This is a genomic window from Streptomyces diversicolor, assembly GCF_057537855.1.
In genome coordinates, this window is record NZ_BAAJXA010000055.1 from 1 (window position 1) to 24,417 (window position 24,417).

Sequence of the window (24,417 nt, forward strand, 5' to 3'; positions counted from 1 at the left end):
TACTCTTCTTCTGGCCCGCGCTGATGGAGACGGCGCTGGCCCAGTGGTTGGTTCCCCCGCGCGAGTAACCAAGCTGGGCGGAGATGGTAGATCCGCCTGTCTTGTCGTACGCGGTGCTGACGACGCCGTTCGAAGCCTGGTGGACGACCAGGACGCCGTTGGACAGAGTGGTGCACCGTTCGATGGGCTCGCCGATGGAGGTGTAGCCGGAGCTGTCGCAGTGCGTGGCGGCCGAGGCGACCGGCGCGCTGAACATGACAGATCCTGCTGCGATGGCGAGGGCGATGAGAGTGGCGTTGGCTCTGCGGCGCATGGGATCTCCTTAGGTCATGGGCATGCCAGCCTCTCGGATGTGGAGAGGCTGCGCCTAGATGGAACAGGTCGTGAGCATCTGATCACAAACCGTTCACACAATGGAGATCATCTTTAGCCAATCTGTGACCACCGTTTGAGGTTCCTGTGAGTCCTGCGGACCCAGTCCGAGGAGGTACGGGAGCGGATGCTGGCCGCGATCCGGCGCATCGCGCACGGGGAGTGCGTGGCCGCGGGCTGCCCGCGGGAGCCCGAGGTGACGCTGGGGGACAGCTTCCCGGTCACCGTGAACGACGCGGAGACCGACCGCAAGGTGGCCGCGGTGCACGGGGAGATGTTCGGCGCGGAGCGGGTGTTCGACCCGGGCCCGGCGATGGGCAGCGAGGACTTCGGCCGGCTGGCGCTCGGCTCGATCCCCTACGCGTACTGGTTCGTGACGACCACCCCCGCCGAGGTCTGGGACCAGGCACCCGGCACGGACTTCACGGAGAAGTTCCAGTCAGTCCCCAGCAACCACAGCCCCCACTTCACCCCGGACCTCTCCACGATCGCCCCCGGCACACAAACCCTGGTCGCGGGGGCCCTGGCCTTCCTGTCGCCGCCCTGAGGCGGCGCCAGACCGTCGACGGCCGCCATTCCGGCAGCCGCAGCCTGACGCCCCGACGCTGAACGGCCGCTGCGCGGGGAAGACTGCGCGTACACGCCGGCGAATGGGGGAGGGGGCGGTGTCCGTGGCCGCGGCCAACGGTGTGGATTCGGCACTCAAGCGGGCCAGGGTGGCGCGGAACATGACGCTGGAGGAGGCAGCCGACGCCCTGAACGCGATCACCGGAGGCGCGTCGGACGCGAGTCTGATGAGCGCGTGGGAGTCCGGTCGGCGGCGGACCGGCAAGCGGAACCGGGCCGGGCTGTGCCAGCTGTACCGTGAGCGCCCGGAGGTGCTGTTCGCCCATCAGGACGGCGCGGAGGCCACCAGCGTGCTGGAGTCCTCCGGCACCGCGGTGGTGGTCAAGGTGCTCACCCGCTGGACCGACCTGATCGAGGCGATGGTGGACGTCGCCGCCGGGGCGCGCGAGCACCTGGTCGTCACCGGCTCCCGGTCGCGGGAGAAGGCGTACCTGGCGGCGATCGAGACCGCCGTGGCCCAGCATCCGGACCTGGTCCACTACCGGGTGCTGTACGGGCCGCCGCGGCACCGCGTGCTGGCCGACCACCTGCTGCGGCTGCTGGAGCTGCGCGATCCGTCCGCCCGTCGTAACGGCGTCAAGACACTGCACATCGGGATGGTGGAGCCCACCGAGGCGCTGGAACGCTTCTTCGTCGCCTCCGAGACCGCCGCGGTGGTGCCGCTTCCCTCGTTCCATGGTGCCGAGGGGTTCGACTGTGGCGTGTTACTCAGCCGGGAGGCGGCCGTCGGACTGGTGCAGCATGGGCGGGAGGCGTGCGCGTCCTCGCGGCCGGTGGAGACGATCGAGGCCGTCCGCGCGCTGCCGGTACGGCGCAACTGATGTGGTGGGGAGAAGCGTGAGCGAGAACCTTCAACAGGTTCGGATGGCGTCCGTGATCGAGCTCGCCCAGGAACTGATCCGGCGGCCGAGCCGAGCCGGGATCGACGGTTACGGACCGGTCCTCGGGGTGCTGGAGGACTGGCTCACCGACCGTTCCGTGCCGCACCGCCGTCTGCATGACGACGCAGGTGAGCTGGTGGGGCTGCTCGTGGAGATCACCGGAGGTCGGCCAGGGCAGTGGTGGACGCTGGATGCCTGCGTGGACACCGCCCCGTACGGCGACGAGACCGCCTGGTCCTTCCCGCCGGACTCCGGCGACATCGTGGACGGATGGCTGCGCGGCCGTGGCTCGTCCGACTCCAAGCTCGCCGCCGCGATGTTCTGCCACATCGCCGCCGACCTGCTGCCCCGCGCCGCTGACCTGCATGGCGGACTCGCCGTGCTCCTGGACGTCGATGAGCACACCGGCGGTTTCGGCGGCGCTCGCGCCTACCTCGCCGACCCGGCCGCGGCTCGCCCGGCCGGGGTGATGATCGGCTACCCCGGGCTGGCCGAGGTCGTGGTCGGCGGCCGGGGCCTGTGGCGGGCCGCCATCGCTGTGCACGCCCCCTCCGGGCACTCCGGGTCCAGCAAGACCGTGGTCGGCGCCATCTCCCGCGCCGCCCACCTCGTACGCCTGCTGGACGCCGCCGACCTGCCCGGCGTCGACGGAGCCTCGGCCTTTCCGCTGCCGCCGAAACTGTCGGTCACGTCCTTCCACAGCGGCCAGGGCTTCTCCGTCACCCCGGACCGGTGCGACCTCAACGTCGACATCCGTACCACCCCGACGTTCGACGCCCACGACGCCGAGACGCTCGTCCGCAAGGCCGTCGCCGAACTCGACGCGGCACTGCCCGCCCCGACGCCCACCGAGATCACCCCCGTCGCCACGTGGCCACCCTTCCGCGTGGCTGAGGACGAGCAGCCGGCCGCCGCTCTGCTGAACGCTGCCGCCGAGGCGGGGCTGACGGTGCGGGCGAAGACTGCGGGGCCGTCGAACATCGGCAACCTGCTCGCCGGCGAGGGCATCCGGGCCACGGCCGGATTCGGGGTGCCGTACGAGGGGCTGCACGGCATCGACGAGCGCGCGAACCTCGCCGAACTGCCCACGGTGTACACCGTCTACCAGCGAGCCGTGCTCGACCTCCTTGGGGGCTGACGTCCCAGACACGTCCCAGTCTTCTCCCAGATCCGCTCCCAGCAAGTCCCCAACTCCATCTCTGGGAACAGATCTTCGGTCGCGGTGACATAGAGGCAGCACCACCTCACATCCACCGATGACAAGGGAGGCCGGTCATGGCCGAGCAGACCATCGTCACCATCCAGCCCGCCGTCGAGGACAAGCCCGCCGCGGCGCCGAACACGGGCGGCTTCGCGCCGCAGATCAGCACCCACCCGGTGGCGACCCTCACCCTGGGCCGCCAGACGTTCAACGACTCGGACAAGTCGAACTACTTCGAGGGCTGACACAGCCCGCAGGACCTGAACCGAGCGCCCCGGGCCGGCCCGTACGACGGCCGGCCCCGGGGCGCGTCACAGGGCTGATCGAAAGGGGAGGCGGACGGATGGAACGGGAGTGGATGACCGGCGGCAGTACCGCCGTGGACGGATTGGCGATCGACGGGCTCGGCGACGTCCGCCGGGCTCCGGGCACGCGGGTACAGGCGGTCGCCGAGGGGCCGGTTACCCTCGCGGTCGTGGGCGACTGCCCGGCGAGCGAGCAGGAGCGGCACGCCGCGCTCGCGGCCGTACGGGTGGGCCGGTGGGGCTGCCTGACCCGGTGGCCTGGCTCGTACTGGGTGGTCGCGAGTGATGGGCGGCAGCGGTTCGTGTGCGGCGACCTGGCCGGTGTCCGGGCCGTGTACTACACGCTGCGCGGCGACGAAGAGGCGGCGTGGGCGACCGAGGCTCGTCTCTTGGGGCACCCGCTGGTGCCGGATGTGCCCTGGCTGATGGCACGCCTGACGGTGGGTGAGCATCACTGGCCGCACCGCAGCCCGTACGAGGGGATTCGGCTGGTGCCCGGCGGGTTCGGGCTGCTGCTCGCGCCGGGAGCGCCGCCGCAGCTCATCGACATCTCCGGCGTCGAGCCGGTAGACGAGCTTGGCGAGGGTGCCGACCGGTTCGGGCAGGTGCTCACTGAGGCTGTCCAGCACCGGGTCCGTGCTGCCGGCGGGGTGGTGGGGGCGGACCTGTCCGGCGGGCTGGACTCCTCGGCGGCCGTCGTCCTGGCCGGCGACGCCGGAGACGTGCACGCGGTGACGTACACGGACGGGTACACCAGCGGGGAGGACATGGCGTTCGCTTCCCGCGTTGCCGAGTACACCGGGATCGCGCACACGGTCGACCTTGGTGCCGACGAGCAGTTGCCGTTCTCCTTCCCAGCCGGGCAGCCGACGGGGGTGGAGCCGGTGCTGGAGGCAGCGATGTTCGCCATGGACGCCTCGTATCTGCACCCGGTGCGCGGGCTGCCGCTGCATCTGACCGGGCATGGCGGGGACATCGTGCTGGATGCCTCCAGCTCCTGCTGGGTGCGGCTTCTCCAGGACGGCCGACGCCGTGAGGCCCATCGCCAGGTCGTGGCGTTCGCCCGGCTGCGCAACACCGCACCCGGCCCGTACTGGAAGGCCCTCAAACAGGCCGCCGATCTGGGCCGGAGCGGTTCCCTGGAACGCGCGGCGGAGGCCCTGGAGCGCGGGCCGATCACGCCGGAGGCCGCTGTGGCCGGCTGGTCGTGGTGCCGCCTGGGGGCCGGTGCGTCCTGGCTCACCGGCTACGGCCGCCACCAGGTCGCAGCCCTGCTGCGGCAGGCCGCCCTCGACCAGCAGACCGAGCTGGCGGACGAGTTCGACCAGTGGGCCGCCCTGCGGTCGGTCGGCGCCTCAGCCCGCGGCTGGGCGCCGTACGGTCACGCCCTCGGCGTCCGGCCGGTGCATCCGTACCTGGACAATCAGGTCGTCCGCGCCGCGTTCGCCGTCCCGGCCCTCGCCCGGCGCGGGCTGGTGGCCTACAAACCGCTGCTGCGGGCTGCGCTGCCACAGCTTCCGGAGTGGCTGACCTCCCGCCGCTCGAAGGGTCGTTCACCGCCCAGCGCATCGCCGGACTGGCCCGGCACCGGGATCGGCTCGACGAGTTGATCGCTTCCAGTCCGCTCGCGGTCGGCGGGCTGGTCGACCCAGCGGCCGTCCGAGCCTCGCTGGCTCAGGCGGCCCGAGGGCAGAGCGCCACGGTGATCGCCGACCTCCACCAGCTGATCGTGACGTGCTGGTGGCTAAGTGGCCAGACGACCGGGAGGGAGGTGGCGGCGTGCTGATCCCCGCCCGCCACGTTCACCACAACACGGGGCCGGACGGCACGGCGGTGATCGATGTGAAGCGGGAGACGTGGCTGATGCTCGATCAGGACGCCTCCCGGATCTGGCACGCGATCACCGTCCGCGGTGGCACCGCCGGGCTTGCCGACGAGATCGCCGTCCCCACCGGCCAGGACCCACAGCAGGTCAGCGGCCAGATTGCCGCGTTCGTCGACGGGTTGGTGGCTGCCGGCGTGCTCGTCGATACCGATCGGCCCCGGCGAGCACCGCGAAGGTGGTGGCGATGGTGACGGTCATGGTCCCCGCCGCCCGGCCCACCGTTCCACGGCGTGCCCGGTTGGTGGCCGCCGTCGCGCTGACGCTCTCCCTGGCGGTGAGTCCGTTGCCGCTGCGCTGGAAGCTCGCCGCCGTGCGGCTGCTGCGCGGCCTGCCGTACGCGCGTCTGGCGCGCCTCGAAGCCCTCCACACCGCGGTGCAGGCGGTGATCCCGGCGTGGTGGCCGGGCCGGATCGCGTGCATGGAGATCAGTCTCGCCACCGTCATCGCGAGCGCTCTCACCGGCCGCCAGGCCCGCTGGGTACACGGCGCCCGCTTCAGGCCCCACGCTGCGCACGCGTGGGCAGAGGTCCCCGAGGGCGCGGTCGGCCGGGACGTCGGAGACGCCGTCGACCGGCCCTGGGCGCCGGTCCTTGCCACGCCGTAGAGAGGCCCTGGGCTGCCGTGGTCCGGGGCTGGCCCAAGCCTCCCCACCCCGGACCACGACTTTCACTCGATCGGATGAAAACCGCATGGGGTGGCTGACGGCAACGGCCGGTCGACCAGCAGCGACGCGGGTCTGCCAGAACAATCCCGTTGCCCTGCCCGCTCGTTCAGCTCCCTGATGGGCCTCGTGAGTTCTTCCGGATCCTCCCCACCCGTCGCCTCCGCAGGCCGGCCGCCGGTCATGCGCCTGGCCTCCGACCGGCACTTCGAGGCAAGCGTCAACCTGCCGACCGCCGCGATAGCGCGCCGGATGCCCCACACCCTCGCCGAGGCGGCCCGGCTCGGCTGGCGCACCGACCGCCGTGCCGTCCTGTCCCTGCTGATCTGTCAGATCGGCGCCGCCGTGCTCACCGCGACGGCGCTCGCGGCCACCACCCGCGTGCTGGCCGCCGTCTTCACCGGACCCGACATCGCCACCGGGCTGCGGGACAACCTGACCGCTGTGGTGGTCCTCGCCCTCGCTGCTTCCGGCCGCTACCTGCTGGACGCCGCGGCCCGCGCGTCCGCCGCCCGGCTCGCGCCGAAGGCTGTGCGCGAAGCGGACCTTGAGGTCATCACCGCGGCGACCTCCGCCGAGCTCGTCGCGTACGAGGAGCCGGACTTCGAGGATGCCCACGCCGCCGCCTCCGACGGGGCGGAGAAGACCGGTGACCTCATCCTCGACGCCCAGCTCCTCACGTCCGCGGCGGCGCAGATGGCCGCCGCGGCGACGGTCGTCACCCTTCTGCACCCGGTGATGCTGCCCTTGCTCCTCGCCTCCGTCATCCCGTGTGCCTGGGGCGCTGTGCGTGGTGCGCGGATCGAGCACGCCGCCCACCACCGCAACATCGCCGACTCCCGGCTGCGGAACGTCTTCCGCTCGTACACCACGGAGCGAACCACTGCTGATGAGGTCCGGGCGGGCACCATGGCCGGCTTCCTGATCCGCCAGTACCGCATCGTCTCCGGCCGCCTGGAGGCCGAACAGCTCCGGGCGACGCGGCAGGCCCTGGTGGTGCAGGGAATCGGTGACGCACTCACCGCAGTTGGCACCGCCGCGACCTGGGGCGTGCTCGTTCTCCTGGTGGCGAGTGGCCGAATGGAGCTCGCCGCGGCGGGGACCGCCGCCCTGGCCGTACGGACGTCCGGCGCCGCGCTGGCCACCACGGTCCGGGCGGGGGCCCGGCTGTTCCGTACCTCGCTGTCCCTGGACGACTGGGCCCGGTTCCTCGCCGTGGCCAAGCCGTGGACAACCCGCCGTGGCTCGGCCCCGGTCGCCAAGGACGGGCCGCAGATGATCACCGTCACGAACGTCTCCTTCACCTACCCCGGCGCCGACACCCCCGCGCTCGACGGCATCAACCTGGACCTGAAGCGCGGCGAGGTCATCGCCCTGGTTGGCGAGAACGGCGCCGGCAAGAGCACCCTCGCTCGCATCCTGACCGGCCTCTTCCTGCCCACCAGCGGTTCGGTGCGGTGGGACGGGCTGGACCTGGCGGACGCCGACCCGGCCGGGGTGCTCGCCAAGGTGGCACTCGTGCCGCAGGACTACACCCGCTGGCCACTCGCGGCTCGCGAGAACATCACCCTCGGCCAGCCCCGCCCGGAAGGCGACACCGCCGTGCACGCCGCGGCTGAGGCGGCCGGCGCCGACAGTGTCGTCGCCGCCCTGCCCCACGGGCTGGACACCTCGCTGGCCCGCTCCTGGTGGGGAGGACACGACCTGTCCGGCGGGCAGTGGCAGCGCGTCGCCGTCGCTCGCGCCTTCCATCGCGACGCCCCCGTCCTCGTGATGGACGAGCCGACCGCCGCCCTGGATGCCCGCGCCGAGCACCGGATTTACACTCGGCTCAAGGCCCTCGCCGACGGCCGGGCCGCGGTCTTCATCACCCACCGTCTGGCCAACACCCGCCTCGCTGACCGCATCATCGTCCTCGATCAGGGGCGGATCGCGGAGACAGGTACGTACGACGAGCTCACCAGCCAGGGGGCGGCCTCGATCTTCTTCGAGATGCTCAAGCTCCAGGAAGATCGGACATAGCCCGAGTCAGATCCAACCCTTCACTCGGCTCCAGATGAACACCTGGTGACCCGACAACAGGCCTCCCGACAACTGACTTGCCTAGTGAACGGTCCAGCGGTCTCCGGTCTGAAGCCGGGGCTCGGTGACAGGCCGTACGCGGGTATACCCCCTGACGCTCTGGGGCGCGGACATCCGTCCAGGTGCGTCTGGATCACCCAGTCCCGGCCGATCACCTCGTAGTCCGGAGGACTTCTACCGGGACCTGCACAGTCATCCGGAGCTGTCGCCGTACTGCTGCGGGCCGACATGGACGCGCTGCCCGTCCAGGAGGAGACCGGACTGCCGCACGCGTCGCAGACGGACGGCGTCATGCACGCCTGCGGTCACGACCTGCACGTCACCTGGCCGGCCGGGGCCGCCGCCGTGCTGGCCGCGGGCCGCAAGGTGGCCGCCGTGCACGGGGAGATGTTCGGCCCTGAGCGGGTGTTCGACCCGGGCCCGGCGATGGGCAGCGAGGACTTCGGCCGACTGGCGCTCGGCTCGATCCCGTACGCGTACTGGTTCGTGACGACCACCCCCGCCGAGGTCTGGGACCAGGCACCCGGCACGGACTTCGCGGAGAAGTTCCAGTCCGTCCCCAGCAACCACAGCCCCCGCTTCACCCCGGACCTCTCCACGATCACCCCCGGCACCCAAACCCTGGTCGCGGCGGCCCTGGCCTTCCTGTCGCCGCCCTGAGGCTCCCCCGATCGGCTCCGGCTGCCCTCGGTACCGCCGTCGGAGCCTCGTGCACAGTGCTACTTCAGGTGCTCTTCGAGGTCGTCGACGGTCCAGTCGGCTTGGCGAAGGATGGAGCGGAGGGTGCCGGGCGCGAGGCTGCGGTGGAGAGGCCCATGGGAACGGCGGGGCTCATGCGACGCGCCGCACTTCGACAGGGGCGGTGATCACGTCGGTGACCTCGGGCGCGGGAGCGTCCTCGAAGTAAAGCTCCAGCGCCTCGCGCAGATTCTCCAGGGATTCCTCAATGGTCTCGCCCTGGGAAGTGACCTCGACCTGGAGGCAGCGGGCCACGTACCACTCACCTTCGTGAGTGATCGCGGCGGTCAGGTGCAGTGCGTCAGCCATGCCGCCAGTCTGGCACGTACCGCCCTCCCCGGACAGCGGCCTTCCCTACCGTCACCCTTACCGGTACGTGCGTTGACCTGCCGGAAGCCGCCCGCCAGGGCTGGGCCCCGCCTCCGCGTCGTGGGTCCTCGCGCTGATCGCTTCGCTCTGCACGACCACTGCCACCGACCCGTCGTTCGCGCCGGCCGAGCAACTGCCGACCCTCAAGTTGATCCTTCACCGGTTCCTGCGCACCCACAGCGCTCAGTGACCCCGACGGGCACCGTAGGCCGCGGCCGGGCCGTCCCCGGTCGACACTCCGGCCGACCCGAGGGACGATGAAGACACGGGGCGCTTCCAGCCTTCTGTTCGCCGCCGGGATGACGCGGCGGGCGGAGTTCCAGGTGACGCGCCCCCGCCCGCGTCCAGGGCAACGCGCCATGCGGCGCGCAAGGCAACGTCCCCGGGGGCAACGTGGGGTGAGGCATGCGGCCCAGAAGTGACAGGCGCGCGCCGACCGGAGAAGCTACGGGAAGCGTGCGCCACCGCACCGAATCGTCCTCGGACCCTGTCCACAGGGCGAGCCGTAAGCACGGTCTCTCCCCTGTGTCGGTGACCATCATCGCGCTCGCGGTGGTGGGGGTCGTGGTCGCGGCCACCGCGCACTTCGCGCTGCTCTTCCTCTACAACGCCCCCTCGAACTCCTTCTCCCAGCGGCACGCCGCGGACATCGACACGTACGTCTCCCCCGAACTCGTACAGGAATGGAAGCTGTTCGCCCCCGATCCGCAATCGGTGAACACCCATGTCCAGGCTCGCGCGAAAGTCCAGCCGCCGGGCGGACGTCTCACCGACACCGGCTGGGTGGACCTGACCGCGAGGGATCAGCAGCAGATCACCCACCATCTCCTGCCCAGCCACGCGCACCAGGACGAACTTCCGCACGCCTGGGCCTACTTCGCCGACTCGCTCGACAACGAGGGCCGCCCGGTCGGTCTGTACGGGGAGCTGATGCGGCAGTACGTGCTGCGTATCGCCGCCCATCGTCTGGGACCGGAGGTCGACGGCGGCACCGTGCGGTTCATCCAGGTGCGCTCGGCCAACACCCCGGTGGGAGAGCCCCCGTGGAGCGATCGGAAGGCCGACACACGGACCGGCTATGAGATCCAGCCGTGGTGGCCCGTCACGGCGGAGGACTTCAAGTGACCGCACACGCACCACCGTCCGCGTCCGCCCGGCTGTCGCGCCGCTTCGGCGCCGCCGTCCGGCGAGGTGTCGCGCGTATCACGAGCGATGCCGTCGCGCCGTACCAGTCGGCCGTCGCTCGCATCGGCTTCGCGTTCGCCTGGCTCGCCGTGCTGCTGCGCGAGTGGGTGCACCGTGACGGGCTGTACGGGGCGGACAGCGCGTGGAACTGGGCCATGGCCCGCGAATGGAACGCGACCAACCAGGCGTTCACCGTGCTCCTGTGGCAGGACAGCCGATGGTGGTTCGAGATCGTCTACGGGGCGGGGATCGCCGCGTCGGTGATGCTGCTCCTCGGGTGGCGTACCCGTACCGCCTCGCTGCTCTTCATGATCGGTGTGCTGGCGCTGCAGAACCGCAACCCCTTCATGGGGGACGGCGGCGACAACGTCCTCCATCTCATGGCGATCTACCTGGTGTTCACCCGCTGCGGCCGGGTCTGGTCGCTGGACGCGCGACGGGCCGCACACGGCCGCGACGGTGACCGGGACGTGGTGGGGATCGTGCTGTGGGTCTTCCTCACCGCCGTGCTCGCGGTGGCCACCGGGCTGGGTGAACTGGCCACCGGCTGGGCGCTGTTGCTGTGGGGCTTCGCCCTCGTGCAACTGGCGTGGTGGCTGGTGCGGCGCCACTGCCCCGGAGAGCCCCGCGCCGTCATGGAGATGGTCGGCAACGTGGTGCACGCGGGCGCGATGTTCGTCATCGCGGCCCAGGTGTGCCTGATCTACGCGGCCTCCGGCTGGTACAAGATCCAGGGCTCCTTCTGGCAGGACGGAACGGCGCTCTACTACGTGCTGCACACCGGCGACGTCACCCCGTGGCCCGCGGTGTCCCACGCCATCGCCCGCAACAGTCTGGTCGTCCTGCTGCTGACCTACGGCACGGTGATCGTCGAAGTCGCCTTTCCCTTCACCCTTTTCAACAGCCGCCTGAGAACCATCATGGTCGCGATCATGATGTCCATGCACGCGGGCATCGGAATCGTCCTCGGCCTGCCGTTCTTCGCACTGGCGATGATCGCGGCCGACGCGATCTTCCTCCCCACCGCACTCCTGCGCGGCGCGGGCGCCCGCGTGTCCCGTACGCTCCCCCGAAGACGCCCCACGCCACCGACACCACAGATGCCCTCCAGAGCGGAGCAGTCGACGTGACCCGGTCCTGGGTGTGGCTGCGACAGGCACGGCCCGCCGTCCTGATCGTGTGCCAGGTGCCCGGCTCGGCCTGAGATGGTCGCCCAGCCGGTCATTTGTAGATCTTGCCCGGCTCGGGCTTGGCCGGGGCGAGCAGCTGGGAGACGGTCACGAAGGTGTAACCCTGCTTGCTGAGCGCCTTCAGGATGGACGGCATGGCGGGCACGGTGCCCTTGTGCAGCGGGTGGAGCAGGATGATCCCGTCGCGGCCGGCGCCGTCGAGCACCCGCTCGGTGATCAGCGCGGTGTCGTTCGTCTCGTAGTCCTTCGCGGTCACCGTCCACAGCACCTGCGCCATCCCCAGTTCCTTCGAGACCTTGGAGACACGGTCGTCGGTACGGCCCTGGGGCGGGCGCATCAGCGTCGGCTCGCTGCCGGTGAGGGCGGAGACGGCCCGTGCCGTGCGGCGCAGCTCGTCGCGGATCTGCGCATCGGAGACATCGGTCAGCACCGCGTGCGTCCAGGTGTGGTCCCCGATCTCGTGGCCGTCCTCGGCGATCCGGCGCACCACATCCGGGAAGCTGTGGATGCGCCGGCCCTCAAGGAAGAACGTCGACGGCGCCTCGTACTCCTTCAGGAGGTCCATCAGCCGGTCGGTGGGTTCGCCCGGGTTGCCGTCGAAGGTGAGCGCGATGCACCTGGCCTTCCGGCAGTCCGGCTGCCCCGACGGTACGGGTGCTCCCGACGGGGCCCTGTCGCGTTCTTCGCGCGGGGAGAGCGTGTCCATCGTGTACGCCTGGATGACCATGACGACGGTCACCGTCACGGCCGTCACCACGGCCAGGGTCATGAGTATGAGCAGGTGATGCCGCCTTTTCAGGATCTTCATCTCAAGGAGAGGACGTCAGCACCGGAAGGGTTGCCCAGCGGCCTCGATGGTGAGGCAGGACACGCGGATGCACCACGTTTCAAGTGAGCTGCGGCGCCACCAACGCGCTGCTGCCGCGGCGCACCGGCTCGATGTTGCCCGGCGTCGTCGTCCACGGCATCAACGACGTGCTCGCCATGTCGGTCCCCGTCCTCGTCACGCCGGCCGGCAAGTGAGCCGCGACCGCATGGCCCTGCGCCGTCAGCCGACGGAGTACATGACCCTGTGCCGTCAGCCGACGGTGTATATGACGCCGTCAGCCGACGGAGTACTTCGACAGCGCCCAGGCGTCGTACTCCTTCTCCGAGGTCTCGCGGCGCATCGCCGCCGCCACCTCGGTGTCCTCGCCGACCACATAGCGAAGCCGCGTCGTGTCGTCCGAGGCCGCGGTGACGATGGCGTCGGCCACCGTGCTCTCCGTTGCCAGCCGGTAGGGAGAATCCTGCTGAAACCGGGCCATGACGCGGCGTACGTAGCCTTCGTAGGCGGGCGGGACGGGCACCGCCTGGGAGGTCTCGGCCGTGCGCTGGACGAAGTTGGTGTCCGGCACCAGGCCCGGCTCGACAAGCTTGACCACGACATTGCGGAGGGCGAGTTCATGGCGGAGGGATTCGGTGAAGCCCTCGACGGCGAACTTGGTCGCGGCATAGACCGACATCAGCGGCTCGGGCACGATGCCGGAGCCCGAGGACACATTGACCACACGGCCCCCGCCCCGCGCCGCGAAGTACGGCAGCGCCGCCTGGGTGACCCGCATCATGCCGAAGACATTGGTCTCGAACAGGTCCCTCACGGCCGCCATGGGTGTGGCCTCGAAGACCGAGAACAGCCCGGCCCCCGCGTTGTTGACCACGCAGTCCAGCCGGCCGAACCGCTCGACCGTCCGCTCGACCGCGGCGGTGACGGAGTCGGCATCCCGTACGTCCATGGCGCAGACCAGCAGGTTCTCGGCGGGTTCCGCCGACCGCCGGGCCTCAGGGCGCCTCGCGGTGGCGGCCACGTTCCACCCCTGCGCCAGGAACGACGCGAGCGCCGCCCTGCCGAAACCGGATGAGCCGCCCGTCACCAGAACCGTCTTGCGCTGTTGATCAGTCATGTCTCCAGGGTGCGGCGACACCGCAGGACTGTCTATCATCGATAGTCCGTCGATGATGAGCGAGCGTCCGACATGACCGACCCTCTGGCCGACCTGATGCGCCTGATCCGCCCTCATGCGGTCCTGTGGAAACGGATCGAGGGCGCTGACCGGTGGGCGATCCGGTTCCCCGCCAACGGCGACATCACCTTCGGGACGGTGACACGCGGCCACTGTCTCCTCCTCGGCTGCGGCCCCGCACTCGAACTGGCCCAGGGAGACTTCCTCCTGCTCTCCGGACCGTCGTCCGCCTTCACCTTCGCCGGCGACCCGGACACCCCACCCATGGACGGTGAGGCGCTGATGGCCCAGGCCCCCGACAACGCGGTCACCGTCGGCGCCGGAGCCGGGCCCACCTGCCAACTGGTCGGCGGCCACTTCCAGATCGACGCGCCCAACGGCCACCTGCTGCGCGCCCTGATGCCGGGCAGGATCCACTGCCGGGGCACGGACCCCGGCACCGGACGCATCTCGCATCTCCTCGACCTGATCGCCGACGAGGCCGCCTCGGACCGTCCCGGCACCGGCTACGTCCTGCCGCGCCTGGTCGAGGTCATGCTCGTCGAGGCACTGCGCGGCCATGGCACTTCGGGTCCGGGAATCCATTCCGAGGGCCTGCTCAGCGGCTTGGCCGACCCGCAGATCTCAGCCGCGCTGCACGCCCTGCACGCCGACGTCCGCCGTCCGTGGACCGTGGCCGAACTGGCGGCGACGGCGCACATGTCGCGCTCGGTGTTCGCGGAACGCTTCACCGAGCGGGTCGGCACCACACCCATGGACTATCTGCTGGCCTGGCGCATGGCCCTGGCCAAGGACGCGCTCCTCCGCGGCGACCAGACCCTCACCAAGATCGCCCACGCCGTGGGATACGGATCGGCGAGCGCCTTCAGCAACGCCTTCCGCCGCACCACCGGCCTCCCCCCGGGCCGCTACGCCACCACCCGGCGCGTTCCCCCGCCCAAAACGGGTGAATGATGAAGAACGGCACGCACCTGAGCGGAAGAGCCGGCTCTCTCGTCTGTGGCGCCCTCGGCCCACGCAGCCCTCAGGCTACACATAACCGGCAGAAGGCCGTGATGGCTGCCCGCTTCCGCCTGCCGAAGGTGTGCCACCCGAGCCAGGAGGAAAACGGTTACGCTACTCGGCCAGTGTCAGTTCCCCGGCCGTTTCGAACCCCACGGCCCGCACTGCCGCCCGGCAGAACTCCTCAGGCGGGCAGTATTGATGCTCCGTGATGTAGTGGATCACCAGGTTCGGCGCGGCGTAGCAGGTTCCATCCTCTCCTTCTACACGGATTTCCGCTGAACCGAGCCAGACTTTCATCTCTCCGGTCGGCCCCCCGAAAACGACAGGTCGGTCGGCATCGCAGAACTCACAGAAGTGGATGCCACGCATCTGATTCTCGTAGTCGATGGAGAGGGTCTTCAGAGCGGTTACCACGCGGTCGTCGACGACTCCCTTGGGGTACGGGTGCTGCGTCGAAAGCCATCCGACATTAAGCATGTCGCGCGACGACTGACAGTAGGAGTACAGGGAGAGGTCGGGGTAGTACGTCATGTGGTGCTCCTCAGCGCCGTGGGTCGCAGTGCTTCCGGCAGATCGCCAGATGGACCGGGCCCATGTTGGGTTTGAGGATCTCGCTGAGCAGAGTGAGTGTCCCTGCTCACCGTGATCGATCCGCTCATCATCCTGAGGTCGTCTCCGTCGCCGCCGACCGGCACGAGCACACCCGCTATCTCCATGACTCCCGCGTCGCCGCCGAGGGCCGGTTCGCCAGCCTTGTCTCCGGCCGTGCTGTATGACATCGCCCAGAAGGCGCGTGCCAGGCGTGCACGGCCGCATGCGCCAGGCGTAGTCATGCGGCCGCGTACTCACTCCTTCGAGGGTTCAGATTTCGCGCTGGCGGCTGAAGGAAACTTGCCTGGCTGTGTCTTGACCAACCGGGCCTGCAGGAGAGGCACCTCTCCCTTTAATCACCTTCGTCCCGTTGCGCGTGGCAGTAGTCACACCCACCGAAAAGGCGAAGGCCAGAACCTCTGCCAGCATGCTGTTGGCTCCGGCTTCCGGGAACGGTGTGACCGCGTGGAACGCCTCGTACTCACAGGTTTCCAGCCAGTCCCGATCCGCGGACACGGTAAGCCATTCCCCGTCAGACTGGATCTGTACTTTCACGGCACCCAGAATCACCGCCTCGGTAGCGATCATTCCCGCCAACTCGACCCCGTCATAGACACCTGAGCAGAAGAACCGGCTCTCATTCCTCATCAGGTAATCCATGACGTCGATTTCAGCGATGTCATCAGGGTGATATCTCAATGTCACCACTCCGCCTCAGCTGATTGAAGAGATCGAACGCCGATGAAGGAATATGGAACTCATACCCCTGGAAATTCGGCGAACTCGGAGACTTCGGAATCTTCCGGGTGACGGCTCCGGCCTCCTCAAGCCTGCTCATCGCGCTGTCCTTGATCTTGACCTTGATGATTCCACCCCGCCCCTTTCGGATGGCGAAGAATTCAGCATCGTAGAAATGAGTGGCGACGAAGAAACCTCCCGGCCCGTCAGTGTATCCTGCGGCCGCCTTGGTCGCGTCTAGTCCGTTGTTGAGGATATCGACCAGCGACTTCACGTCGGACCCGTGGTAGAAGAGGCTTCCGCCAGTGGACTTGGACTTCCCCGGCAGCCCTTCGGAACCGAGAACAGATGTCTCGGACTCGTACACACTCCGCCGCCATCCTGTGAGTCCTCCGACTCCGGTGGCAGCCAGTTGCTGAGCGAGTTCGTCCGCTGCGTCGGCGTACAGATCTGCGAGCGCGTCGCAGCCCTGTTGACGGAGCATGTTCTCGGCGCGGTAGAGCCGGTAGGCGGGACGGACCGGGAGGTACTTGTCGAGGAAAGCGCCGGCGCCGCCGTTCTGGCCGGTGACCGCGTCATGGGCGTCGCCGAGGAATTCGAAGGGGGCCTTCAGACCCTGGAGGAAACCGTCACCGAAGATCTTCAGGCCTTCGCCGAGGCTGTCGACCTTGCCGTTGCCGTTGTCGCCCGGCACGGGTGTCAGGCCGCTCCGGTCGGTGTACAGGGTGGGGGCGTCGTCGGCGTAGGCGTATGCCGAGACGTACGGCGTGGACAGGTCGCGGGTGGCCGGGTCGGGGCGGTTGAAGCGGCCGGTAGCGGTGTCGTACTGCCGGGCGTGCAGATCGAGATTGCCGGTGGTGGTCTCGTGCCGGGCGCCCGTGTAGGACGGGGTGCCGGCAGGGGCTCCGCTGGTGACGGTGTTGAGACTGCGGGTGCCGTAGGGGTCGTAGGTCCAGCGCTGATAGAGGGTGCCGGTGCTGCCGGTGACGTCGACCGGGGAGCCCTGGGTGTCGTGGTGGTAGTAGAAGAGGGCGCCGGAGCCGGACTTCGTGGCGGCGGGCTGGCCGAGCGGATCGTAGCGGTAGGACTGCTTGACCGCTCCCACGCTGTCGTACTCGGTGGCCAGCATCGGTAACGGAGCGTTGGGGTCCCACTCGGTGCGGTTGAGGACCGATCCGGCCTTACCGGCGGTGAGCTGGTTGCCGCCGGCATCGTGGGTGTAGGTGTAGTCGGTGCCTGCGACGGTGGCGGCCGAGATCTGTCCGGCCAGGTCGTAGGTGTAGGTGTCGGCGCCGGCCTTGGTCTGGTTGCCCTCGCCGTCGTACGCGTAGGCGGTTGTCGTGCTGCCGGTGGTGGTGGACGTCAGCTGGTCGGCGGCGTCGTAGCTGTAGCTTGTGGTCGTCGTGCCGAGCGTCGAGGTGAGCCGGTTGCCGACCTCGTCGTAGGTGTACGTGGTGGCGCGGGAGGCGGGGCATCCCACATCGGTGGGCTGCGGGGCGCAACTGGACGTCAGGCGGCCGACGCCGTCGTAGGTCAGGTCCCAGCCGCCTCCTCCCACACCGGCGCGCGAGACGTAGACGCTGATCGGCAGGCCGCCGGGGGACAGACCGCGGGAGGTGCTGGTGACGGTGGCGCCGGCCTTCGCGGAGGTGACTGCGGTCAGGCGGCCGTCGCGATCGTAGGTGCGGCTCTCGGTCTCGGTGTTCGGCAGGGTGGTGAGGGTGAGGTTCCCCGCCGCGTCGTAGGCGTACTTGGTGGTGGTGGAGTCGGCCGCCATCGTCGTGGTGCGGCCGTCGCCGTCGTAGGTGTAGCTGACGGTGTTGCCGTCGGCGAGGGTTCGGGTGAGGAGCTGGCCTGCGGCGTCGTAGGTGTAGGAGAAGCCGCGGGTCTTCTTGAGGTTGCCGGCCGCGTCGTAGACGAAGTCCTCGGAGAGGGAGCTGTTGGCGCGTGAGGTGAGCCGACCGGCGGCGTCATAACCGTAGGTGACGTCCGGCGTGGAATCGGAGTAGTCGGTCTTGGAGAGCAGGTTCCGCGCATCGTAGGTGAGGGTGGTCGTGCCACGCGGGGTGGTCGTACGGATCCGATTGCCGTCCGCGTCGTACGCGTACGAGGTCACGCGGTTCAGGGGGTCGGTGACGGATGCCGGACGGTGGGCCGCGTCATAGCCGTAGGTGGTGGTGTGGTTGTTCGCGTCGGTGCGCTCTTTGACGTTGCCGACCGCGTCGTACGTGTACGAAGTGGTGCCGCCATCGAAGGCGTTCACCTTGGTCAGCCGGTCGAGATCGTCGTAGCGGTAGGTGGTGACCCGGCCGTCGGGGTCGTCGACCCGGGTGGTGTTCCCGTTCGCGTCGTAGTAGGTGTACGAGGTCGCGCCGTAGGAGTCGATGACCGTCTTCTGGTAGCCGTCGGCGTTGTACTCGTACCAGGTGGTGTACTCGTCCGGACTGGCTCCGGGTGCGTTGCCCCGGGGGTCGGTGGACGAGCTCAGCCGGCCGTCGGCGTCGTAGGTCCTGCTCTCCTTGTTGCCCAGCGGTGATGTGCTGCTGAGCATGTTTCCGTCGGCGTCGTAGGCGTAGGTGGTCTTTCTGCCGAGTTGGTCGGTGGTGCTGCTCAGCCGGTTGTTCTTGTCGTAGGCCGACAAGACGGTCTTGGTGAGCGGGTCGGTGACCTTCGTGACGTTGTCATTGGCGTCGTACTCGTAGAGGGTCGACTTGTTCAGCGCGTCGGTGACTTTGACGGGCCGGTTCACGGCGTCGTACTCGGTGGTTACCGACGCTCCGCTCGGATCGGTGACCTTCGTGCGGTTGCCGGCGGCGTCGTACGCGTAACTCGTCGTGTAAGCGGCCGGGTTGGCTCCGGAGACGTTGCCGCGCGCGGAGACAGCGCTGATCAGCCGACCGAGCTTGTCGTACTTCCAGGTCGTCTTGTTGCCCAGCGGGTCGGTCTCCGAGGTGACATTGCCGTATGCGTCGAAGGTCCGGGTGACCGACTCTCCGGCCGCGTCTGTGGTCTTGGTGAGGTTGCCGGCGTCGTCGTACTCGTAGCGGGTGACACTGCCCGCCGGGTTCTTGACGGACGTCAACTGCTCGGCGCCGTTGTACTCGTAGCCGGTGGTGCGTCCCAGCGGGTCGGTGGCGGACTTCAGCACCCCGCGCCCGTCGTAGGCGTACTTGGTGGTGTAGGAGGCCGGGTCGGCGCCGGAGACATTGCCGCGCGGGCTGGTCATGGACAGCATGCGGCCTGCGGCGTCGTAGGTGAAGGTGGTCTTCTCACCCAACGGGCTCGTTACCGACGTCCGGTTGCCGGCCGCGTCGTAGCCGTATGTCGTCTTGTTCCCGCGCGGCGTGGTGACGGTCTGCAGGGCGCCTTGCGCCGTGTACGTGTACGTCGTCCTCCCGCCGAGCGGATCGGTGCTGGAGATCAGCTGGTTGGCCGTGTTGTACCCGTACTGCGTCTTGTACGTGCGGCCGTCGGTGTGGCTGAGGATGTTGCCCGCGGTGTCGTAGGTCCAGCTCTCGGAGTAGCCGAGCGAAGACGGGGAACTGCGGGAGAGCATGTGCCCAGCGCTGTCGTATGTCATCGACGTGGTGTTGCCACGCTGGTCGGTGATGTCGACCGGGCGCAGGTGCCGGTCGTAGTCGTAGGAGACGGTCTTGCCGTACGGGTCGATGCTCTCCAGCAGCACGTTGCCCGAGTAGACATCCGTCCATACCCCGCCGTCGGGGGCCGTGGTGTGCGACTCGCGGCTGCCGTCCCAGGTGAAGTTCGTGGTCTTGTCGTTCTGGTCGGTCTGGGACTTGATCCGGCCGTTCGTGTCATACGTGTTGGAGACCTTGCCACCGGCCGGATCGGTGTACGAGGACAGCCGCTTGTCCGTGTTGTACGCGTACGAGGAGGTCTTGCCTGCCGGATCCGTGACCGAGGTCAGCAGGCCGCTTGTGTAGCCGTAGGAGACCGACGTGGAGTCCGGAAGGGCCACCTTGGTGATCAAGCCGTCGGTGTTCAGCGTGAAGTTGGTGGTGCGGCCGGCGGCGTCCTTGACCGAGGTCAGCTTGCCGGAGGTGTAGGTCAGGGTCAGTCCCTGACCCGCCTTGTCGACCACCGACGTCAGTTGACCCGTACCGTTGAACGTGCGCTTGGTGTGGTCGAGGGTGGTGAGGGTGTAGGTGCTGCTGCCTTTGACCAGCTTCGCGGCCGAACCTGCCGGAGCGGTGTACGTGCCGTCGCTCGCCTGCGTGAAGACGAACTTCGCACCGTCGTCTGCCTGGTACGTCACCGTGCTGCCGGCGATCGTCAGCTTCGAGTCGAACGGCGTCGCCCAGCCGCGGCCAAGCAGCCCCGTCGTGGTGGAGTCGGAGCGGTAGGTGCGCTCCAGGGACAGCTGCTTGCCGACGCCGGCCATCTGGGCGTCGGTGAGCTGCTCGAAGAACATTCCGGTGGCCGTGCTGACCGGGTCCGCACGGTGCGCCTGTGCGTAGCAGGTGCAGAGGCCCGCCTGAGCACCGGGGATACCCGGCGTGTAGAACGCCTCCACCAGTGAGGAGGTGGCTCCGTTGGAACTCCAGGTGCCGTCCGTGCCCTTCAGGAAGATCCAGGCGTAGTACTTCTTGCCGTCCTGGAGATGGCCCCCCAGTTGGTTCGAACTCCACCAGAAGCACTGGTCCGCCGGGTAGGAGTTGCCCGCCCACCAGCCGTAACACCAGGCCCCGTTCTCCAGGAACTTACCCGTCGGATCGCCGGTGGCCTTGCTGATTTCCTGGTCGTAGACGAAATTGCCGGCCTCGTCCATCACGTAGAGCCAGAGCCCGGAGTACGAGGAGGCGGTGCCCGAGGAGAACTTCAGCTGACCGCCGATCGACAGGTAGGCGGGATACGCGGTCGCGTAGGCCGTCACCCAGGCCGGATCCGGGGGCGCCGCTGCGAGCGTCGTCACGGTTTCCTGCGCGGCGGGACCACTCTTGGCGGCATCCCGGTCAGGGTGGCCGTGCGGCTTGCCCTTCGGCTTGTCTGCGGATCGATGCGCATAGCCGCGCATGGGGGACAGTTCGTCCCGCCCCTGCTTCACTTGCTTGCGCCGCTCGGCCAGGGTCATCGCCTTGGGCGGCTTGGGAAGGTCCGCTGCCGTACGTGCAGTGGGCTGTTGAACCAGGCTCTGAGCGGAGGCGGATCGACTCGGGAGAGCCGAGGCCGGTAAGACGCCCGCGATGGCCAACAAGGCCAAGGACAGCAGGGCGATGATCGCTCTTCGCACCTGTAAGAACACTGTGCACCCCTTGTGTGAAAACCGTGAACGAAGTGTCAGGTTGATCTTTGGTTGCGTGGGGTGCGGAAAAACCCGGACGAGCGGGTATGGCCGATGGGCCGGGTTGGACAGGGGCCTTCCGATCTCGAACACCCTGATCAAAGGGTGCTCAAGGAACGCAAGGGTGCCCAAAATGGCGTGATCATGCTCCAAGGGCCCCGCGCCCGGCGGACGGTGACGCCGGGCCGAGGCCGTTACCGGGTCGCCTGCAGTTGTTGGAGATGCTGCTGGACATGGTCAAGGGCGCCCTGTCTGCGGCCCGGGACGCGGCGGCGCAGGTCCGCGAGCGTGGGGCCGAGTTCCCGGGCGTGGGCCGCGTCGGCGATGCGGCCCCACTGGTGGTGCGCCCGGTCCACGGCCGCCTCCACCGCGGGCGCGTCGGCGGGCTGCCCGGCGGCCAGCCGGGCCCCGGCCACGGTCAGCCAGGTGCGGCAGCTGCGCACCGCGTCGCCCGCGAACATCGCGAGGTCCGCGCGGACCTCGGCCCAGTGCAGCGCGTCCTCGGCACCCGGGCCGTGCGCGCGCACCGCGGCCTGCTCCCACCGCGCGGCCAGCGCGTCCGCCTCGGCGTGCCGGCCCGCCTGCACGGCGGCGGCGATCGCGGCGTGCGGATCACCGCCCGCCGGTGCGGGCGCGGCCAGCAGGATGTTGCCGGCCGCCTCCTCGCCCAGCCGGGCCACCACCTGCTGGTGCAACTGCTCCAGCGGCGGCCGGCGCCCACTGCGCAGCACCGTCGCCACCGCCTTCATGTACGACGGCACGGCGACGGTGCGGCGGGCCGGTGGCGGCGCTATCCGGCCGTAGACCGGGTTGTTGCGGCCCGAGTCGAGCGGCGTGCTGTGCAGGTGCTGCCAGGTTTCGGCGTCCGCGTGCAGATCGACGACGAGGGTGGTCGCGCCGGACGGCCGCAGCCGCAGCTCCTCGCGGATCCAGTGCCAGGGGAAGGCGGTGTAGCGGACGGTCGCCGCGGTGGTGCGGGCCAGCGCCAGATGCGGCAGGCGCTGGCGCCGGTCGAGCTGGAGCTGGCCGGTGACGAACACGGTCAGCGGGCCGGGGGCCGCCGCGGCGGCGCGCAGCCGGGTCAGTACGGCCTGCGGGTCCAGCGGATCGGCGAGTTCGACCACGTTCGCGGTGTCCGTGCCCGCCAGCACATCGGGTGCGACGGCCGCGAGGACAGGGAGCACGGACGCCGCGTCGACCAGGCGGCCCCGGCCCATCGGCGAGGCCGCGAGCAGCAGCACGGTTCCGGGCATCGTCCCTCCCCTGTCGATCACCTAGGGCAGCACGGTAACCGCTGCTGGTGCGCAGAAGGGCCTCAGGAGCGCAAACGTCCCCGTACGGGAATCTCGGCGGGGGTCCAGCCCATCACCCGCCGTACCGCGAAAACCGTGGTGTCGTCCGCGAGATGACCACCGGTGTGGCGGAGCGTGCCGGCCCGCACCAGGGCCACCAGCCGGGCCGGCTCGGCCGTGCGCGGGTCCGCGGCCACCGCCCGGATCACCTCCTTCGCCAGCGGATAGAACCCACCGGTCCCGTCCCTGGCCTCGGTCACCCCGTCGGTGACGAGCAGCAGGGTCTCCCCGGCGCCCAGCGCCACCCGGTGCGCCCGCGGCGGTCCGTCCGCGAACTCGCCCATGCCGAGCGGCAGGCCGTCGCCGGGCGGGAGCAGCCGCACCCCGCCGGGGGCGACCGCCATCGGCGGCTCGTGACCGAAGTTGACGATCTCCACGAAGCCCGACTCGCGGACGGGGAAGCCGACCAGTACGGCGGTGGCGAACCGGTCGCTCTCCTTGCGGCCCAGGTCGGCCGTGTACCGGCGGTGGCGCAGCATCCGGGTCTCCAGGAGTGCGGCCACGGCCGCGAGGTCCCGCTCGTGGTACGCGGCCTCCCGGAAGGTGCCGAGCAGTGCGACGGCCGTGGACACCGCGCCCAGGCCCTTGCCCTGGACGTCGCCGACGAAGACACGGGGGCCGTAGGGGCCGGGCTGGATGTCGTAGAAGTCGCCGCCGACGCGGGCGTCCGTGTCCGCGGACAGATAGACGGCCGCGTTCTCCAGGCCGGCCCAGGCCGGCGGCAGCTGGCGCAGCACGGTGCGGCGGGTCGTGTCGACGGCGTCCCGCATGTGCAGCATGAGGCGTTCGGTGCGCAGCCGGACCGCGCACGCCAGGGTGGCGAGGACCCCGCCGAGGGCGATCAGGACGAAGTCGGGCAGGCCGGCCTGGTAGTGGCTCGGCCAGGCGGCGTCCACGAGGAAGTACGCCAGCAGCGAGAGCACCCCGAACCCGGCCGTGGTCCACACCCCGCAGATCGCGGCGGCCGTGCCCGGTACGAGGACGATCCAGGAGATGATGCGGAACTTCTCGGTGGTGTTGACGTCGACCACGACGATCAGGCCGAGCAGCAGGAGCGGCACCACCCACGAGACGCCGAGCCCGTGAATCCGCAGCAGTTGCCGCGGCGGGGCCTCGTCGTCGCCGGTCACGGCATGCGGCCCGCCCTTCATGGACTTCAGACAAGCACGGCTGCGCACCACCCGCATCCGGGCACCCGAGCCGCACGACTTGCCACCGCCGGACCCCAGGTGTGCGCTGGAAGCCGGGGGAAACCCGGGGCGAAACCCCGGGGGCGTGTCCTCGGGGTGAAGAGAGAGAAGAGAGAGAGGAGTGCTCTCATGGCTCATGCGGCACCCGCGTCCGGGGGCGTGCCCCGCGAGCGCCGGACACCCGATGTCTTCGACGAGCGCACCCACGCGGTGGCCCGGCTGGCGTTCCCCGTCCTGCTCGGGCTGCTCTACGGCTACTGGGCCGCGGCCAACCGGCGCGACGGCGGGCCCGTCACCGGCTGGAACCTGCTGTTCGGCTTCGTGACCGCGCTGGTGTTCGTCCTGGTGTACCTGGGCGTGCAGGCGTTGGCCCCGCGGATGCGGCGGGAGGTGCACGCGCTGCTGTGGACCGCGTTCGGCGGCATCGCGTTCGGCTTCCTGTACAGCCAGTCCGGGGAGACCGCGCTGCGCTCGACCGGCATGTCACTGGCCGTCGCCGCGGTGATCTTCATCGTGATCTTCTACCGCTACTACACCCACGAGGACGCGGAGGGCCACAGAATCCGCTGACCCCGCCTCCGGCACGGGGCCGGAACGGGGATGTGAGGCGGAGGCGACCACCGGCCGAAGCCGCCACCGGGCGAGGCCGCGGCCGAGCGGGGCCACCACCGAGCAACGGCCACCACCCGGCGGGGCCGCCACCGAGCGAGGCCACACCGGGCGAAGGCCACCACCCAGCG

The 24,417-nt window shown here is 69.6% G+C and carries 22 protein-coding genes and 1 pseudogene; 14 read left to right on the forward strand and 9 right to left on the reverse strand.

The window, feature by feature from the left end:
- Positions 1–313, reverse strand: a pseudogene (locus AC27LF_RS40055) (hypothetical protein); the annotation flags it as partial.
- A gap of 186 nt (positions 314–499) precedes the next feature.
- On the opposite strand from AC27LF_RS40055, the gene AC27LF_RS40060 reads away from it, so the two are divergent.
- The 9 genes from AC27LF_RS40060 to AC27LF_RS40100 all read left to right on the forward strand — a co-directional run bounded on the left by AC27LF_RS40060 (position 500) and on the right by AC27LF_RS40100 (position 8,674).
- Positions 500–919, forward strand: a complete 420-nt coding sequence (locus AC27LF_RS40060) for a zinc-binding metallopeptidase family protein (RefSeq protein ID WP_479661303.1) — start codon at positions 500–502, stop codon at positions 917–919.
- A gap of 118 nt (positions 920–1,037) precedes the next feature.
- Entirely contained in the window at positions 1,038–1,820 is a 783-nt protein-coding gene (locus tag AC27LF_RS40065; protein WP_479661304.1) for a helix-turn-helix domain-containing protein, read from the forward strand.
- A gap of 16 nt (positions 1,821–1,836) precedes the next feature.
- Positions 1,837–3,018: a M20 family metallopeptidase gene (locus AC27LF_RS40070; protein WP_479661305.1), complete on the forward strand. Its 1,182-nt coding sequence runs from the start codon at positions 1,837–1,839 to the stop codon at positions 3,016–3,018.
- Positions 3,019–3,155: 137 nt separating this feature from the next.
- The gene (locus tag AC27LF_RS40075) at positions 3,156–3,326 is read left to right on the forward strand and encodes a hypothetical protein (RefSeq protein ID WP_479661306.1); all 171 of its coding nucleotides are present in this window, start codon (positions 3,156–3,158) and stop codon (positions 3,324–3,326) included.
- Positions 3,327–3,424: 98 nt separating this feature from the next.
- A complete protein-coding gene (locus tag AC27LF_RS40080; RefSeq protein WP_479661307.1) occupies positions 3,425–4,996 on the forward strand; it encodes an asparagine synthase-related protein in 1,572 nt (523 codons plus the stop codon).
- A gap of 169 nt (positions 4,997–5,165) precedes the next feature.
- Positions 5,166–5,462 carry a PqqD family protein gene (locus AC27LF_RS40085; RefSeq protein WP_479661308.1) on the forward strand — a complete coding sequence of 99 codons (297 nt, stop codon included), beginning with the start codon at positions 5,166–5,168 and terminating at the stop codon, positions 5,460–5,462.
- Positions 5,456–5,875: a lasso peptide biosynthesis B2 protein gene (locus AC27LF_RS40090; protein ID WP_479661309.1), complete on the forward strand. Its 420-nt coding sequence runs from the start codon at positions 5,456–5,458 to the stop codon at positions 5,873–5,875. The genes AC27LF_RS40085 and AC27LF_RS40090 overlap by 7 nt, the downstream gene beginning before the upstream one ends.
- Positions 5,876–6,052: 177 nt before the next feature.
- Complete coding sequence (locus AC27LF_RS40095) at positions 6,053–7,954, forward strand: ATP-binding cassette domain-containing protein (protein WP_479661310.1); 1,902 nt, start codon at positions 6,053–6,055, stop codon at positions 7,952–7,954.
- 276 nt (positions 7,955–8,230) lie between these two features.
- Positions 8,231–8,674, forward strand: a complete 444-nt coding sequence (locus AC27LF_RS40100) for a M20/M25/M40 family metallo-hydrolase (RefSeq protein ID WP_479661346.1) — start codon at positions 8,231–8,233, stop codon at positions 8,672–8,674.
- 171 nt (positions 8,675–8,845) lie between these two features.
- Here the strand turns inward: AC27LF_RS40100 and AC27LF_RS40105 are convergent, their stop codons facing one another.
- Positions 8,846–9,061: a type II toxin-antitoxin system HicB family antitoxin gene (locus AC27LF_RS40105; protein ID WP_307620863.1), complete on the reverse strand. Its 216-nt coding sequence runs from the start codon at positions 9,059–9,061 to the stop codon at positions 8,846–8,848.
- Between the two features lie 591 nt (positions 9,062–9,652).
- Here AC27LF_RS40105 and AC27LF_RS40110 point away from each other — a divergent pair.
- Together AC27LF_RS40110 and AC27LF_RS40115 are read left to right on the forward strand one after the other, a co-directional pair.
- Positions 9,653–10,246: a DUF5819 family protein gene (locus AC27LF_RS40110; protein ID WP_479661311.1), complete on the forward strand. Its 594-nt coding sequence runs from the start codon at positions 9,653–9,655 to the stop codon at positions 10,244–10,246.
- Positions 10,243–11,436 (forward strand): HTTM domain-containing protein, encoded by a 1,194-nt coding sequence (locus AC27LF_RS40115; protein WP_479661312.1) that lies wholly within the window; start codon positions 10,243–10,245, stop codon positions 11,434–11,436. The genes AC27LF_RS40110 and AC27LF_RS40115 overlap by 4 nt, the downstream gene beginning before the upstream one ends.
- A 91-nt stretch (positions 11,437–11,527) precedes the next feature.
- On the opposite strand, the gene AC27LF_RS40120 is transcribed toward AC27LF_RS40115, so the two are convergent.
- Positions 11,528–12,304, reverse strand: coding sequence for a polysaccharide deacetylase family protein (locus AC27LF_RS40120; protein ID WP_479661313.1), 777 nt, complete (start codon positions 12,302–12,304; stop codon positions 11,528–11,530).
- Between the two features lie 83 nt (positions 12,305–12,387).
- Between AC27LF_RS40120 and AC27LF_RS40125 the strand changes: the two genes are divergently transcribed.
- Positions 12,388–12,519 carry a hypothetical protein gene (locus tag AC27LF_RS40125; RefSeq protein WP_479661314.1) on the forward strand — a complete coding sequence of 44 codons (132 nt, stop codon included), beginning with the start codon at positions 12,388–12,390 and terminating at the stop codon, positions 12,517–12,519.
- Between the two features lie 80 nt (positions 12,520–12,599).
- On the opposite strand, the gene AC27LF_RS40130 is transcribed toward AC27LF_RS40125, so the two are convergent.
- Positions 12,600–13,439 carry an SDR family oxidoreductase gene (locus AC27LF_RS40130; protein WP_479661315.1) on the reverse strand — a complete coding sequence of 280 codons (840 nt, stop codon included), beginning with the start codon at positions 13,437–13,439 and terminating at the stop codon, positions 12,600–12,602.
- A 72-nt stretch (positions 13,440–13,511) separates the two neighbouring features.
- Between AC27LF_RS40130 and AC27LF_RS40135 the strand changes: the two genes are divergently transcribed.
- Complete coding sequence (locus AC27LF_RS40135) at positions 13,512–14,453, forward strand: AraC family transcriptional regulator (protein WP_479661316.1); 942 nt, start codon at positions 13,512–13,514, stop codon at positions 14,451–14,453.
- A 162-nt stretch (positions 14,454–14,615) separates the two neighbouring features.
- On the opposite strand, the gene AC27LF_RS40140 is transcribed toward AC27LF_RS40135, so the two are convergent.
- The 5 genes from AC27LF_RS40140 to AC27LF_RS40160 all read right to left on the reverse strand — a co-directional run bounded on the left by AC27LF_RS40140 (position 14,616) and on the right by AC27LF_RS40160 (position 23,638).
- Positions 14,616–15,035, reverse strand: a complete 420-nt coding sequence (locus tag AC27LF_RS40140) for a DUF7919 family protein (protein ID WP_479661317.1) — start codon at positions 15,033–15,035, stop codon at positions 14,616–14,618.
- 330 nt (positions 15,036–15,365) lie between these two features.
- Complete coding sequence (locus tag AC27LF_RS40145; protein WP_479661318.1) at positions 15,366–15,755, reverse strand: protein kinase family protein; 390 nt, start codon at positions 15,753–15,755, stop codon at positions 15,366–15,368.
- A 22-nt stretch (positions 15,756–15,777) separates the two neighbouring features.
- Positions 15,778–20,925: a DUF6531 domain-containing protein gene (locus AC27LF_RS40150; protein ID WP_479661319.1), complete on the reverse strand. Its 5,148-nt coding sequence runs from the start codon at positions 20,923–20,925 to the stop codon at positions 15,778–15,780.
- Between the two features lie 404 nt (positions 20,926–21,329).
- Positions 21,330–22,388 (reverse strand): hypothetical protein, encoded by a 1,059-nt coding sequence (locus tag AC27LF_RS40155; protein WP_479661320.1) that lies wholly within the window; start codon positions 22,386–22,388, stop codon positions 21,330–21,332.
- Positions 22,389–22,450: 62 nt separating this feature from the next.
- A complete protein-coding gene (locus AC27LF_RS40160) occupies positions 22,451–23,638 on the reverse strand; it encodes a PP2C family protein-serine/threonine phosphatase (protein WP_479661347.1) in 1,188 nt (395 codons plus the stop codon).
- A gap of 168 nt (positions 23,639–23,806) precedes the next feature.
- Between AC27LF_RS40160 and AC27LF_RS40165 the strand changes: the two genes are divergently transcribed.
- Positions 23,807–24,247 carry a hypothetical protein gene (locus AC27LF_RS40165; RefSeq protein ID WP_479661321.1) on the forward strand — a complete coding sequence of 147 codons (441 nt, stop codon included), beginning with the start codon at positions 23,807–23,809 and terminating at the stop codon, positions 24,245–24,247.
- Positions 24,248–24,417 lie beyond the last annotated feature (170 nt).

What these genes read in the sequence shown, in the direction of transcription:
- AC27LF_RS40075 (WP_479661306.1), top strand. Translation starts at nt 3,156, where the DNA reads ATGGCCGAGCAGACCATCGTCACCATCCAGCCCGCCGTCGAGGACAAG.
- AC27LF_RS40130 (WP_479661315.1), bottom strand. Translation starts at nt 13,439, where the DNA reads ATGACTGATCAACAGCGCAAGACGGTTCTGGTGACGGGCGGCTCATCC.
- AC27LF_RS40145 (WP_479661318.1), bottom strand. Translation starts at nt 15,755, where the DNA reads ATGGATTACCTGATGAGGAATGAGAGCCGGTTCTTCTGCTCAGGTGTC.
- AC27LF_RS40095 (WP_479661310.1), top strand. Translation starts at nt 6,053, where the DNA reads ATGGGCCTCGTGAGTTCTTCCGGATCCTCCCCACCCGTCGCCTCCGCA.
- AC27LF_RS40140 (WP_479661317.1), bottom strand. Translation starts at nt 15,035, where the DNA reads ATGACGTACTACCCCGACCTCTCCCTGTACTCCTACTGTCAGTCGTCG.
- AC27LF_RS40090 (WP_479661309.1), top strand. Translation starts at nt 5,456, where the DNA reads ATGGTGACGGTCATGGTCCCCGCCGCCCGGCCCACCGTTCCACGGCGT.
- AC27LF_RS40160 (WP_479661347.1), bottom strand. Translation starts at nt 23,638, where the DNA reads ATGAAGGGCGGGCCGCATGCCGTGACCGGCGACGACGAGGCCCCGCCG.
- AC27LF_RS40135 (WP_479661316.1), top strand. Translation starts at nt 13,512, where the DNA reads ATGACCGACCCTCTGGCCGACCTGATGCGCCTGATCCGCCCTCATGCG.
- AC27LF_RS40080 (WP_479661307.1), top strand. Translation starts at nt 3,425, where the DNA reads ATGGAACGGGAGTGGATGACCGGCGGCAGTACCGCCGTGGACGGATTG.
- AC27LF_RS40155 (WP_479661320.1), bottom strand. Translation starts at nt 22,388, where the DNA reads ATGCCCGGAACCGTGCTGCTGCTCGCGGCCTCGCCGATGGGCCGGGGC.
- AC27LF_RS40105 (WP_307620863.1), bottom strand. Translation starts at nt 9,061, where the DNA reads ATGGCTGACGCACTGCACCTGACCGCCGCGATCACTCACGAAGGTGAG.
- AC27LF_RS40165 (WP_479661321.1), top strand. Translation starts at nt 23,807, where the DNA reads ATGGCTCATGCGGCACCCGCGTCCGGGGGCGTGCCCCGCGAGCGCCGG.
- AC27LF_RS40120 (WP_479661313.1), bottom strand. Translation starts at nt 12,304, where the DNA reads ATGAAGATCCTGAAAAGGCGGCATCACCTGCTCATACTCATGACCCTG.
- AC27LF_RS40060 (WP_479661303.1), top strand. Translation starts at nt 500, where the DNA reads ATGCTGGCCGCGATCCGGCGCATCGCGCACGGGGAGTGCGTGGCCGCG.
- AC27LF_RS40150 (WP_479661319.1), bottom strand. Translation starts at nt 20,925, where the DNA reads ATGACCCTGGCCGAGCGGCGCAAGCAAGTGAAGCAGGGGCGGGACGAA.